This is a genomic window from Xanthomonas sp. DAR 35659, from assembly GCF_041242975.1.
Lineage (GTDB): Bacteria > Pseudomonadota > Gammaproteobacteria > Xanthomonadales > Xanthomonadaceae > Xanthomonas_A > Xanthomonas_A medicagonis.
On sequence record NZ_CP162488.1, the window covers coordinates 4102639 to 4114945 of the forward strand.

A 12307-nucleotide genomic window follows, 5' to 3' on the forward strand; every position below is an offset into this window, starting at 1 on the left:
ACTAAGCTCTTCCCTGCTCGTATTCGGCGCATCAACGATTCACAACGTCGTAGAACCATAGCCCGTCGGAATTCCCATTGGCGCCAATTCCGGCGGCCTCAACCGCCTCCTTGAATACCCGATCGCAAAATACGCCATCATTGAACGGAAGCTTAAATACATGCGCATTTCCGAGCACGTCACGCCTGAAAGCCAATCGGCTACCGCCTGCAAGGCTGTAATACTTTCCAGCTTCGTAATCGTCGCCGATTTTTATATCAAGCTCCGAGGCTTCCTCATCCAAAGCATCTAACGTGCGAACAACATCGCATAGAAAGACAGTCGGCCCCTTGGAACCATCGGCCAAGCGATAGTCGGTATCAGCAAAAGCAAAGGCATCCGCATCCACAGATTCCATCACATTGCGGAGTCGCTCGGAGACCAGCCAATAGCCACTGAAGCCCCCCTCAAGATCCTGAGGCAACGCTCCTTCCTTTGGGTCGTAGATCAATCGTGGCGTCTCTCTCAACGGAGGAAATCCACCTTCGTCCGGCTGCAAAATAAGCCGGGGCGGCGTCAACAGAGCCTGCTCATTTTCGAAGATCACCCCGTGGCCCTTTCCCCCACGCCTGGCGTCCGGCAGCAACTCGAAAAACTCTCCCTTTTTGGGCTGATTGGTCATCTTGGTTTCCATGCGTTGCACCCCGTCCATAGGCTCACGTCCATCGACTACTGTGACCGGAGTCTAGCGCTATCGTCCGCACCTTGGGCAGACAAATCGGCAAGGGTCGTGACACGCCTACCGCCACCCGTGCTGTGTCCCAGGGACTCAGCGCTTTGCCGGCTCCCACCCTGTCCGCACGGCCTCCTCAGGGCTGCAGAACATCCGCTCGCCGCGGCTCAGGTCGATGCTCGTGCGCTTGTAGTCCCGCTGCCCGGGCACGTGGTAGATCTTCTTGCCCTGACGGGAGATGTTGCCCTTGATGCGGCATCCGCTGCGCATGGGTGGCGTGGCCACCTGGGCCTGGCGGGCTGCCTGATCCCGCTTGCCGCGCCGGTAGTCGGCGGGCAGCTGGAAGGTCCCTTGCCAGAGGTTGCGCCGCTGCTGGCGCGCGCCGACTTCGTCAGCGATGAACGCCGTGGCGTATTGGCGATACGCGACCGCCCAACCGGAGCTCACCATCCAGCGATTGACCGACTGCCCTTGGACGAAGCACTCCGCGACCACCCGCCCATAGCGGTCGGTGTCCTTGGGCTGGCAACGAACGGTCTTGTCCAGCACATAGCCGTCCAGCGCGGCGGCGGACCGCCGGCCACAGGGCCAGGAGCGCCCGTTCTTGGTGTTGCATTGCTGGGCGCTTTCCGGGGCATCAATGCCCCACAAGCGGATGCGTTGCTTGGCCACGGTGAGGGTATCGCCGTCCGTGACGGTCGCGCGACCAACCAGCTCTCCTGCCACGCCAGGAACCGAAGCAAAAACCAAAAGCAGAATCACCCGACCTTTCAACACCATCAAAAATGACTTCCTCTAAGCGCACGCTCGGGTCGCGAGCGCCCGTTCAAACAGGATCCGACACTTTAGCGGAAGTGGCAAAGGCGCGCCGACCAGACGAAAATCTTTCAACCCAGACTTGCATTCCTGGTGTGGTCGCCGTCGGTCCCTTCTACGACAACGAAGGTGCTCACCAGCCAGCCGTATGTATCGCTCAGGGCATCGGCGATACCCTCTTCGCTCTCGCATCCTACCGTGGCTTCACTCGGCAATGCGGGACGCTTGCCGTCTGCTGCCCATACCATCCCGCGCACGTGAAACGCCTTCATTCCTGTTCCATGGACGGCCCACACCTAAAAGATGTTCTTGCGTCAGATCAGCCTTTCGTAATCCTTCTCACTGATCCCGAGGAAAGCGCAGACGCTCCGTCGATCAAGAATCTTCGAGAACTCCCTTACCTGTGCTTTAACCAAGTATCGAGATGGCGCCAATGGGTTCACGAGCAACCCAATAATTAAGCGACCGAGGCTACTTCTATCCAACTTCTGCTGAGCTCTCCAAAGCGCATTTCTCTGGTCTGGAGGAAAGCCTACCCCTAACGTATGGTCAACCATCAAATCGAGTTCAGCACGTCTCAATTTGTCACGATCAGCCCGCGCAGGAATCGGCGCCTGCTCTTCATGAAGCGATATCGCTCGCAGGTCGTATTCCTGGCGGCTCAATCGCCGCCCGTATTCAGGGCCCCCTGCTTCCGGGTCCCCTTGGTCTTGACTCTGGTCCATAGATGTTTTCAACGATATCTGGGTCGGATAGCACCATGCGGTGATCGGAAGAAATGTCAAGTAGAGCTTCATATTCCTGACCCGACAAGATCGCGGAAAGACTTGCTTGGAACTCTTGTGTTAATTGATCAAAATTCCTAACAAACCGGTACCAGCCGCCCTGTCCACTTTCGACGAACTCTCGCTCGATCGCCTCCCGCGAGCTCTCGAATTGCTCGCGAATTTTCATCACCTCATGATACTGCGCAACTGCGAACCGCTTGCCAGTGACGATTGCACGATGCCGAACCAATAGTCTGAAGCTTTCAATCTGGAATTTTGCAGCCCTCTCCGCTTCATAGCTGCTCCACGGCTCCCCAGCTGCCTGCTGACTCGCGCCCCAAATGGCATCAGTATCAAGCACGAGTTCGGGATAAATCTCTCGAGCCAGGCTGACACTTTCATCTATGAAACTGCGCTCAGCAAACGCTCGCGACTGCGAGGAGGTTTGTATGCCTTGGTATAGACATACATCCAAGTCACCAAACACCCCTGCTCGCGTGTAAAGAGGCGCTTTGAACATGCCAAACCCAGCTGACGGGCGACCGAAAAGGCCGTAGATAGAAACCGACAAAAGGTGGCCGCGAACTCCGTTCGCAGTGATAAGTGCTGGCATGAGAATCCGGTTAGCCGATTGGTGGCAGACCCCATTGATAAGGTAGTGAGTGACGCCTGCCCGCTCATCGGGCTCGCCTATTGCATCTGCGCGTTTCGTGCTGCCGTGGGCGGAGCGAACAGTGGTTCCGCCACTTTTTCCTCCCCAACATCCCCAACCGTAGCTCCCGCCTCCACACTCGATGTAGGCATGATCGGCAGCATGAAGCGCCAGCTTTGTTGGATAGCAACAGACGTTCAGCACACCCATACAATCCTCCTTGATTACACCGCTGAGTAGATAGCTGATTTCACCAGATTATCCGAATTTACGCCGCCCCGCCTATCGCGCAGACCGTGGCTACAGCACCTGCACCAGGCTGTTTGTCATCTTCATCCTACCAACAGGTTCCGCGCAAAACACGCTGATCTCTTGCTTCAGGTGGTGCTCCTGACGCTCGCAGTCTAGCCTTGGCAGACCACATAGGTGAAGGGGCGGGCTATGCCCACCCCCTGCTGGCCAGGCTGACGTGCTGCCGGCCGCCGATGACCAGGTGGTCGAGGACCCGGATGTCGAGAAGCGCCAACGCCTGCTTCAGTCGCTCGGTGACTTGGCGGTCGGCTTGGCTGGGCTCCGGGTTCCCGCTTGGGTGGTTGTGGAAGAGGATGACCGCGGCAGCGTTGAGGTCCAAGGCGCGCTTGGCGACGACTCGGTTGTGGACTTCGCAGGCGTCGGTCGTGCCGCTGAAGAGGTGCTCGGTCGCCAGGATGTGGTGCTTGGTGTCGAGGAAGACGACGCCGAAGACTTCGTGAGGCAGGTGGGCGCAGCGGGCGACCAGGTAGCTGCCGGCCTGCTCGGGGCTGTCGATGCGGCCCAGCCGCTGGAGGCGTTGCTCTAGGATGGTGGCGGCGGCGAGCAGGATGCCTTCTTCGTCCATCTGGAGCTGGTATTGGGCCGTGCGGTCCTTGGTGCTGCGCTTCATCGGTTCTTCTCCACCAGCGCGTTGTGCGCCTCGTGGGAACCGGCAGGCGGAGCGCCAGGCTCGACCGCACCCGGGAGTGAGCACCGTTAGGCGCGCAGCGGAGGGCCGGAACAACGTGGAGGAGGCCTGCCCTTGCGGTCGGGACAGCGAAGCTATGGTCCCTTTAAGAGGCCCAGCGTTGGTGGAGATGAAATGCGTTGAAACCCAGCCCAAGTGGCAAATACCGACCTGAGTGGGCAGGAGGACAGCAGGCGTTCTCGGCCAGTGGACTTGATGGGTCAGCGCCCTGAGGATCTGGCCTTTGCGCATTGCCTTTGCGAGGCGCTTGCGTGTCTGAGGCAAACTGGAGGCATGGATACGATTCGAAACTACAGCCCTGAACACTTTGGTGCCTGCCTGGCGCTGTTCGATGGCAACGTGCCGGCGTTCTTCAGCGCTGAGGAACGCCCTGACTTCATGCGATTTCTAACGCACCATGCCGCCGCTTGGCACTACAGAGTCATTGAATGTGCGGGGGAAGTGATTGCATGCGGGGGCTACTCCATCAGCACGGATGGCACGACGGCAAGCCTCTGCTGGGGCATGGTCCATCCGACGCTGCATCGACAAGGACTGGGGACCATGCTGCTCTTGGCTCGGCTGGAAGCGTTGCGCCTGAGACCGGACATCGAGCAAGTCGTGTTGGACACCAGCCAACACACCCAGGCCTTCTACGCTCGCTTTGGCTTCGTTGTGAAGCAAGTAATGCCAGATGGCTACAGTGCTGGCTTGGACCGTTGGGATATGGCACTCGATCTGGAGGCACCGACACAGCGCTGCTCGAGCATCCCGCCGGACGAACGACCATCGGTCCCGCTCCGCACCACAGGCGTTTCGTGAAGCACCAAGTGTCCCCACCCTGTGCATGAGAAATTTCTGAGCCAGCGGCATCACCCTCCCCCTTAGAGCAATAAATCAAACTAACAATAATAGGCTAACATTTAAGATTCATTCATCTTAAAGCCAGGCCCTCAAAGCCATTTAGTTAGCTTATTTACTTTAAACGGTACGCTAATGACCGTGGGAAAATGCGCTCTGCAGAATATCAAACCATTGATTCATATATAACTTTAACCTCCAAGGCGGGCGGGACGACACACCTGGAGAAAGTCGCAAAAAGGGTCTCCCTACTAGCGCCTACAGGCGTTGTAAAAAGTCTCGAAATCCCGTTGACGATTTCAGCCTTTGTCGTATCCCTACTTCCATCTCTCAGATGGAAGCAACGCAGTGACCTCACCCACATCGCAGTATCTCAACTCCTACTTGTCCGACCCCACCGGCACGCTCACACTCACCAACGTTCGCATCGGCCGTGTCCGCATCGGCGAGATGATTGTCGCCGGCCGTGAGGCGGCCATCCACGCCCAGGAAATCATCAACGACGCATGCGAACGAGCCCGCCGTGCCCGCCTGGGTAAGAACGCAACGCGCTACCCAGAGCCGCTCCCCGTCGCTGCTCCTGCCCGATTGTTGTCCGTCGAGATCCGAGACTACTTGGCCGACCGCGAACGCATGGGCTTGGTTCGCGACACTATCGAGGGGACCACCCGCACCCTAAAGCTCCTCCAGATGGCCTGCGGCGACATTCCTGTCTCTCGCATTGATCATGCCCACATCTACCGGCTCTGGGAATTGATGCGGTGGGCGCCACCACTATTCCTTTCCAATCCGGTATATCGCACCTGGACATTTGAGCAAGCCGTGGCGGAAGGCAAACGGCTGCACGTTAGCCCTCCAGCACCCGCGACGCTTGAGAAACATCGAAGATTCCTTGTCACCTTCTTTGGCCGACTGGAAAACGTCAAAGCCATCGTGGGTTCCCCGATGCGGGTGTTTTCCGAGGTCAAGAAGGACCTGGTCGTCGATCCAAACAAAGCAGAGAGGTTGTTCGATGAGGAAGACCTTCAGCGCATCTTCGCTCCTCAAACGTTCATTCCTTGGGCGATGAAAGCACCTCACCGCTGGTGGGTGCCGATGATTGGGCTCTATACCGGCGCACGTATCAACGAAGTCGCTCAGCTCAAGTTGGCGGACGTCGTTCAGGAGAGCGGTGTGTGGTGCATTCGCATCCAAAAGACTGTTGACGCGGACCTTAGCCATAAAGACAGGAATCGAAGCCGCCAAAGCCTAAAAGGCAAAGCAGCGGTTCGAACCTTGCCCATCCCCCAACCGCTGCTGGACGCCGGGTTCCTAGCCTTTGTGGACGACATCCGGGCCTGCGGGCACCCCCGCCTCTTCCCGCACCTCTCTGCCGGAGTGAGGCGCGATACCGGCGAAACCAACACGCGATACAGCCAAGGAGTCCTGAGCCAGTTCAGCGCTTACATGAAAGGCCTAGGCTTTGCGAAAGGGGTGGGCTTCCATGCCTTCAGGCACACCATCGCCACAGAACTTCATCACTTGGGTATGGCCGACGAAGACATTGCCTTGGTCACTGGCCACTCGATTAGCAAGGCCGTGCCAGTGCTGCACGAGGCTTACTTCCACAAGAAGCCGGCCTTTGCCCGGGCAAAGCAAATTACGGTGCTGGAGCAGTATCGGCCCAATGTGACGTTGCCGGTTTACCAAGCGGGACAGTTCAAAGCGACTTTAGCCGATCCACGGAAGTTCTACCCATGAGACCAAGCGGCAATTAAAGGAATGGACGACTGCCACGCCAAGGACGGCATAATCAGGGCCATTGCTTCACGGTTCAGAGGACCGACTTGGCGCACATTCCGCAGACGAGACAGTCACCCAAGAGGGGAAGAAATGGCCTACTGGAGAATGCAGCTTCATCCTAATGAGCCGGCACAGGCCGTGTCCTATGTGGCGAAGGCGCTAGGCCTGGGATTCATCGGTCTGGATTTTGCCGACCCACCTGGAGACTTGACCGACGTTGACCCGTCCGCAATTGAGAAGACGCAACGCGACTACTGGGACTTCGCGCACAAGATGGCCATAGGCGATGTTGTCCTGGTTTCGGCCCACCACTATCCGTTTGCACTCGTAGAGGTCACAGGCCACTACAACTACATCCGTTCACCCGAGGAACTGGAAGTTTGGTTTCGCCACTTTCGGCGCGTTTCCGTGCTTGGCTACTACGCCGACCTAGTGACCAACCCTAAGAATTGGGAAAAGATCACCATGACGGACACGATCTCCATCCTGAATGATCCTAAGTCCAAATCGTTCCAACTAATCAGCTTCTGGCTCGAGCAGCCTACGGCAGCAAAGCAAGGGGTGCCGCGAGGATGAACATCCAGGTTGTGGACGACCCACCGATGGACCTTTTGGATTCCATCGAGCAAGATATCTCGAGAGACCCCAAATCCTCCATTACGACCATACTCACGAAAGCGTCGGTGTTGTCGAAATACACCTTTAACTTTGGCCGATTAAGGATGGGCGCCGGGCTACCCCCACGCCCATCCTAACTGCTACCTCCATGCCAACACTTTCCTTGCTTTCGCGTCTCCGCGTTTTCTTACGAAGGCCTCGCCCGTCTTGAGTGACGTTAAAGATGCCCCGGCGCCCAAAATGCGCTTCACAGACGACTCTCGAGCGTTGGTTACGAAGCAAGCCACCAGCCCCATCTCATCGAGGAAATCGTCATCCACTCCCTCAAAGTCATCCGGTTTTTGAGAGATGAGCATGACCGCTGCCCCCTTCGAGCGCCCCTGTCTGATCAGGTTAGAAAGAGCGGGCAGTTTTGCCTCAAGCGCCCGGTGCGCCTCATCAATCACGCACATTATGCGGAGGGAACGATTTCCCTGGCCGTCGGTTTCGGAGTCCTGCTGAGAGTTGATGAAGCGCTCCAGAGCATCCGTCAGCAGTGCGACAACCGTCACCCTGACAAGCTCTGGTACATTGGCGGGCAATGAGATGATCCAAGACTTTGAGAAGAAGTCCTCCGGCGACATCTTAGGCTCGAATAGCGGCAGACGGCAGAGGTCCACAAGTGTGGCTATTGCACCATCTTCCTTCGCTCCCTCCGACGCATAGATGTTTATCAAACAGTCTCTAACATCGCTCAGAGTGCACGGGCTTCTAGTGCGAACCGCTTGCTCCAATGCATCGTTCAGCCGTCGACGCTGCAGGTCACCAAACTTCGTCTGCTTAAGGTTGCTAAAGCTGTCACGAAGACGCTGGACAGCGTTGATGATGCCTAGCTCGCTCCTATCCTTAAGGGCAAACACATCCAAAGGGATGGGAACCACTGGCGGCGAAAGGACCTGCGCATCGAACGCCCGATCCAATGCGTTATTGCGGTCCGCCATATCTCCCTTGAAATCGAAGGCCAGCAAGGGCACGTTTGTCTGCTCGGCGATAGACCGCAGCACATAAGCCGCCGTGCGCGTCTTGCCGCTGCCTACCCCGCCCATGAAGGCACTATGGGGACTGCCGCCCTGCGCATTCAGAGTCCAGATGACTTCTTCATTGGTTGCCACATCACGGCCAATCTCACCAATGCGCACGGGGACCGGGCCGCGAAATACCTCCGCCACGACCGAAGTGATGTGATTGCGCCGCTTCTCCGTCACTTCCGGCAGAGCGCTCTCAGCTAAGCGACGCCAGAACTCTGAATTATCGCCATCCGATGCATCAAGCTCCTCGGACAGAATCTTCATGCCCCGAGCCCAGTGACGCTGGACCGCGCTTTGCAAATCCTTGATGGTAAGCGCGCTGCCGGCATGCTCGATAAGGAGAGACACCCAGCTGGCCAAGTCAGCACCCGTCCCAAACAGCACGTCTCCCTTGATAACCCGACCCACCTCGCCCTCTGCCTTAGAAGGCTGCGCAGGTATAGCCAGTGACCGAGCGATGGCCAGACGTGCAGGGATGTTGTAAGACCCAAATCCGAGCCGGTCCTTAACGCGCTGAGAGAGCTCATCCGTATCGGCGGTGGAACGAAACGCCGTTCCAGCGATTACCTCCAAGGTCAGGTAGTCATTTGATTCAGTGCTCATGTCAGACTCCCTGCCCGTCAAAATAGCCTTCCTCACACCAGCTGCGAGCCACGCCGCCGTCGACCTTGTTTCGGATGATGTAGAACTTGGCCACCTTGTTTCGAATTGTTGCCAAATACTGCCCCACTACTTCGGTGTCCGTAGAAATCAAGATGACTTGACCTTTGCGACTCGTGATGTGCTTCAGCACATTCAAACGGTGGTTCTCGTCCAGCCGCCCCAGAGGAGTATCGATAACCAACGGAAACGTGCGCTCTGAGACTTCTGCGATCGCGGAAAACAATGCCTGTGTGAAAATTTGCTTCTCGCCTGCCGATAAATCGTATTGGCGCAAATCACGGCCATCTGGCGACTCAAGCTCCACCGCGCCATCTTCGTTGATGGTGACATTCCGCAGATAGTCGGTTCGATGAGCCATGGCGCGGATGCCTCGGGTCATGGCTTCGGCAACAGCGTCCGACTGCAAAGGCCAAGCCTCGTCCACGAGGTTCCCCAGCATTTCTGCTACTTGCTCGGCACGCGCCGCCAACTGAGCAGGTCGCTCTGACTGATCCAAGTGACCGGTCAGACGCCCTAGCTCACGCCGCTTTTGTTCTAGGTCGGCCCCCCGTGACTTCACTATGTTGGTGAGTGAGCCACGCTCTTCGCGCATCAGACCAACTTTGGTGTTCACTTCGTTCAACTGGTCACGCTTCTCTTCGACCTGAGGAGAGGCGCCGTCAGTGGAACGAATAACGGCCGCGACCTCACGAAGCTTCGCCGAGCTGCTTTCCATTGTCTCCAACAGTTCAACGATGCTGGAGGACGACACCTCCTTGGCATCCCTAAGACGGTCAAGCACCCTCTGAAGCATTGGGCCTCGCGCATGCGCATGCCTGAAAGAATCCGCAACGTCGCCCGGCGGTGGAAACCACAGGCGTTCGAGGGCCTTTTCAACAGCGGCGCGAACGCTATCCACCTGCCGCTCCAGAAGTTCTGGCTCGACAGTAGGCAGTTGCTCATTCAAGAACTCCAAAACACTTGCAGTTCTACTGTCTCTTTGGGAGAGAGCGGCTTCCCACTGGTCCAGCCGCGCTTCTTGATCCAAACGGGCTTCAACCCGAGAAAGCAGTAACCCACCGGCAAGTGCAAGCGGGAGATCAGCCTGCGCGGCGGCGGTGAGTTTGTCCTGCGCGGAGTTATAACGCTTCTCGTAGTCGGCCTGCTCGCGCGTGAGGTCTTCCAGCTGCTTACGGGTGCCCGCGCCATAGCCGAGCTCCCTTGTCAGAGCATCCCGAAGGGCCTCACTGTCCCTGATATCACTCTCGATTTTTTGAAGGCGCTCGTCGAAGCCGGCAAGCTCTTCTTCCATAGCATTGACAGCAGCATCTAGTTCGGCGATCGCTTCATTGCTAACCCCTTTAGGAACCTGGCTACGCTTCGTGTTGGCGTAAGCGCGGAGATCCTTCTGCAACTGTTTTAGCCAATTCAGCCCCAACAGTCCTTCTATGCCATCGCGGACTTGGGAACCCATGTCTCTTTCCGCGTATACGGCAGCAGATTCTCCATCGAAGAGGAAGAAGCCGGCCAAGGACGTGGGAATAAAGGTCTTAGATATCCAATCCCGATACCATCCATCCACATCGTGCTCGGTGCGACCAGGCCCGACCACGCGGCGGCCTATACCTTGAAAGATCCTGAGTTGCTCAGCAGACTCGCCCGATTTGAGCTTGCCGTGGTCATTAAAATACCAAGTCCGGTCAATCCAGATTGGCTCACCAACATCGTCAATGAACTTCAGCTCGATATGGCAGGAGTTGCGGCCCTTAGCAAGAGCGTTCCCGAAGAGCGCGCGCTCCATGAACTCTTTGAAAGACTGAGCTCGCCCTTGGTCATCGCTGGCAGTGCCTGCACGGAGAACCAGACGTAAACCGTCGCGACCGAAGAGGCCCAATGCGAGAGCTTCGAAAAGGGATGTTTTGCCAAACCCATTGCGGCCACCGATGACCACAACATTTTTAGTCTTTCCGGGCGCAGGAAACTCGAACGTTGCAGATTCGAATGCCTTCCAGTCACGGAGGCTAATCGACTCAAGATGCATCGTCGGATTCCTCTTCATACGTCGCGCCTAACACTTCGTCAAAAGCTTCATGAAGCCCATGTCGGCGCTGCATCGTGCTCTTGTCGACTACTTCTTCAACCAACCGGCGCAGGTCCTCCACCGGAAGGCGAATTTGGCGGCAGTGCTTACGAATAAGTTTCTTCCCTGCTTCTTGCGCGAACAGCGTTACGACATCACGTGGCATCTTTGCTTTTCCTTGTGCGCTTACTTCGCACCTGCGATCGCTCTTGCGTCATCCACAGAGCGAGTCGCAAACACGCTGGCGTCTTCAGCCCAAATCTCGCGAATTCGGACAATCTCGGCTTCTTCAATGAGTTTATTTTTCATCTCTTTTTGCAGGGCTAGAACCCTGTCCAAGACTTCCTGCCGCGTCTCCAGGGTGAATGGGCCTGGGATGAAAACCCCATCGTTAGTGACCGTCAGCTTGCCATTTCTCCTCCGCGCCAAGCGACGCTCTGGATCGTTACGAATGGAGGCAAGCCAATCCCGAAAGTCAATCAATGGTGTGAATTCCCCATAGCCAGCCTCCACAAACCCCATCAGGCTCTTGTCTTTCTCCACCACCGTGCAGGTCCAGCACCCGAACCGTGAGTTGGAGGTTCCACAGCCGGGGGCGTCATCCTGAGACAAAACAGTAGGGCACTCGGCGGCGCCAGCATCCATGTAAAGCTGAATCAGCGCGCCATGGGTGCCTCCCCATGGCGGCGGAGTGAACGCCAGGTATTCCCATACCTCGTCTGTCGACAGTTCAACAATCGGCCGAAAAACCATGCAGTTGACCAGGTCGTTATGGCGATTCAGCCGCTCTCCATTGTCGTAGCGGGCAACAGACGCAGCACGGGTGGCGCTCTCCGAGCGACGCACGCCCAGCAGAAGAATCACTTGACCGGCCATATCCGCCTGTTTGCGAATGTATCGACTGGTCGGCTGGATCTTCATGCGGTCGGTGCACCAGCGGAACGAGCGATTGGGCGGCGGGTAGCCTCGCCCAATGAGGTTCACCCAGAACGTCGCGTCGTCTTCTGGCCGGGTGGTGACCACTTGAATCGGCAGCCGCCACGCATTGGCGGCATGGTCGATTTCGGACTGCACTGAGGCGATATGGGTGATGACCAGCGGGCTCTCGACCAGCGTGTCATTGGAAACGATGTGGACTTCTCGGGTTCGCTCATGAGGCGCAAGGGACATCAGCACCTCGAACACAAGGTGGGTTACAAGCGTGCTGTCCTTGCCGCCTGAAAAACCAATGATCCAAGGATGTTGATGGTCAGCCAGGTATTCCTCTCGGATGTCCTGACGGATGTGCTGGATCTTCTGCTCAAGGGCAGGGTCCATCTGGGGACGTGGTC

Annotated in this window: 12 protein-coding genes; 3 read left to right on the forward strand and 9 right to left on the reverse strand. The window is 57.2% G+C overall.

Annotation, left to right across the window (positions count from 1 at the left end):
* Nucleotides 1-31: 31 nt before the first annotated feature.
* The 5 genes from AB3X07_RS17155 to AB3X07_RS17175 form a co-directional block, all read right to left on the reverse strand.
* Entirely contained in the window at nt 32-691 is a 660-nt protein-coding gene (locus AB3X07_RS17155; protein WP_369939893.1) for a DUF1629 domain-containing protein, read from the reverse strand.
* 117 nt (nt 692-808) lie between these two features.
* Nucleotides 809-1492 (reverse strand): thermonuclease family protein, encoded by a 684-nt coding sequence (locus tag AB3X07_RS17160; protein WP_369939894.1) that lies wholly within the window; start codon nt 1490-1492, stop codon nt 809-811.
* A gap of 107 nt (nt 1493-1599) precedes the next feature.
* Nucleotides 1600-1800 carry a hypothetical protein gene (locus AB3X07_RS17165; protein WP_369939896.1) on the reverse strand — a complete coding sequence of 67 codons (201 nt, stop codon included), beginning with the start codon at nt 1798-1800 and terminating at the stop codon, nt 1600-1602.
* Nucleotides 1801-2206: 406 nt separating this feature from the next.
* Nucleotides 2207-3157: a hypothetical protein gene (locus tag AB3X07_RS17170; RefSeq protein WP_369939897.1), complete on the reverse strand. Its 951-nt coding sequence runs from the start codon at nt 3155-3157 to the stop codon at nt 2207-2209.
* A 229-nt stretch (nt 3158-3386) separates the two neighbouring features.
* Nucleotides 3387-3869 carry a JAB domain-containing protein gene (locus tag AB3X07_RS17175; protein ID WP_369939898.1) on the reverse strand — a complete coding sequence of 161 codons (483 nt, stop codon included), beginning with the start codon at nt 3867-3869 and terminating at the stop codon, nt 3387-3389.
* A gap of 351 nt (nt 3870-4220) precedes the next feature.
* On the opposite strand from AB3X07_RS17175, the gene AB3X07_RS17180 reads away from it, so the two are divergent.
* The 3 genes from AB3X07_RS17180 (at nt 4221) to AB3X07_RS17190 (ending at nt 7145) form a co-directional block, all read left to right on the forward strand.
* Entirely contained in the window at nt 4221-4748 is a 528-nt protein-coding gene (locus AB3X07_RS17180) for a GNAT family N-acetyltransferase (protein ID WP_369939899.1), read from the forward strand.
* Between the two features lie 387 nt (nt 4749-5135).
* Complete coding sequence (locus AB3X07_RS17185; RefSeq protein ID WP_184411862.1) at nt 5136-6527, forward strand: site-specific integrase; 1392 nt, start codon at nt 5136-5138, stop codon at nt 6525-6527.
* A gap of 132 nt (nt 6528-6659) precedes the next feature.
* Nucleotides 6660-7145 carry a hypothetical protein gene (locus AB3X07_RS17190; protein ID WP_184411628.1) on the forward strand — a complete coding sequence of 162 codons (486 nt, stop codon included), beginning with the start codon at nt 6660-6662 and terminating at the stop codon, nt 7143-7145.
* A 182-nt stretch (nt 7146-7327) separates the two neighbouring features.
* Here AB3X07_RS17190 and AB3X07_RS17195 read toward each other — a convergent pair whose 3' ends face one another.
* From AB3X07_RS17195 to dndC, 4 genes are read right to left on the reverse strand one after another with little or no spacing between them, the layout of a single operon-like run.
* The gene (locus tag AB3X07_RS17195; protein WP_369939901.1) at nt 7328-8857 is read right to left on the reverse strand and encodes a DndE family protein; all 1530 of its coding nucleotides are present in this window, start codon (nt 8855-8857) and stop codon (nt 7328-7330) included.
* A gap of 1 nt (nt 8858) precedes the next feature.
* A complete protein-coding gene (gene dndD, locus AB3X07_RS17200) occupies nt 8859-10937 on the reverse strand; it encodes a DNA sulfur modification protein DndD (RefSeq protein WP_184411630.1) in 2079 nt (692 codons plus the stop codon).
* A complete protein-coding gene (locus AB3X07_RS17205) occupies nt 10927-11142 on the reverse strand; it encodes a DNA modification system-associated small protein (protein WP_082346685.1) in 216 nt (71 codons plus the stop codon). Before AB3X07_RS17205 ends, dndD begins: the two co-directional genes overlap by 11 nt.
* A gap of 20 nt (nt 11143-11162) precedes the next feature.
* The gene (gene dndC / locus AB3X07_RS17210) at nt 11163-12293 is read right to left on the reverse strand and encodes a DNA phosphorothioation system sulfurtransferase DndC (RefSeq protein WP_369939902.1); all 1131 of its coding nucleotides are present in this window, start codon (nt 12291-12293) and stop codon (nt 11163-11165) included.
* Nucleotides 12294-12307: the final 14 nt, after the last annotated feature.

Excerpts from the sequence above, each read along its gene's own strand:
- dndC (WP_369939902.1), bottom strand. The coding sequence starts at position 12,293 with ATGGACCCTGCCCTTGAGCAGAAGATCCAGCACATCCGTCAGGACATC.
- AB3X07_RS17195 (WP_369939901.1), bottom strand. The coding sequence starts at position 8,857 with ATGAGCACTGAATCAAATGACTACCTGACCTTGGAGGTAATCGCTGGA.
- dndD (WP_184411630.1), bottom strand. The coding sequence starts at position 10,937 with ATGCATCTTGAGTCGATTAGCCTCCGTGACTGGAAGGCATTCGAATCT.
- AB3X07_RS17175 (WP_369939898.1), bottom strand. The coding sequence starts at position 3,869 with ATGAAGCGCAGCACCAAGGACCGCACGGCCCAATACCAGCTCCAGATG.
- AB3X07_RS17155 (WP_369939893.1), bottom strand. The coding sequence starts at position 691 with ATGGACGGGGTGCAACGCATGGAAACCAAGATGACCAATCAGCCCAAA.
- AB3X07_RS17170 (WP_369939897.1), bottom strand. The coding sequence starts at position 3,157 with ATGGGTGTGCTGAACGTCTGTTGCTATCCAACAAAGCTGGCGCTTCAT.
- AB3X07_RS17205 (WP_082346685.1), bottom strand. The coding sequence starts at position 11,142 with ATGCCACGTGATGTCGTAACGCTGTTCGCGCAAGAAGCAGGGAAGAAA.
- AB3X07_RS17180 (WP_369939899.1), top strand. The coding sequence starts at position 4,221 with ATGGATACGATTCGAAACTACAGCCCTGAACACTTTGGTGCCTGCCTG.
- AB3X07_RS17165 (WP_369939896.1), bottom strand. The coding sequence starts at position 1,800 with ATGAAGGCGTTTCACGTGCGCGGGATGGTATGGGCAGCAGACGGCAAG.
- AB3X07_RS17160 (WP_369939894.1), bottom strand. The coding sequence starts at position 1,492 with ATGGTGTTGAAAGGTCGGGTGATTCTGCTTTTGGTTTTTGCTTCGGTT.
- AB3X07_RS17190 (WP_184411628.1), top strand. The coding sequence starts at position 6,660 with ATGGCCTACTGGAGAATGCAGCTTCATCCTAATGAGCCGGCACAGGCC.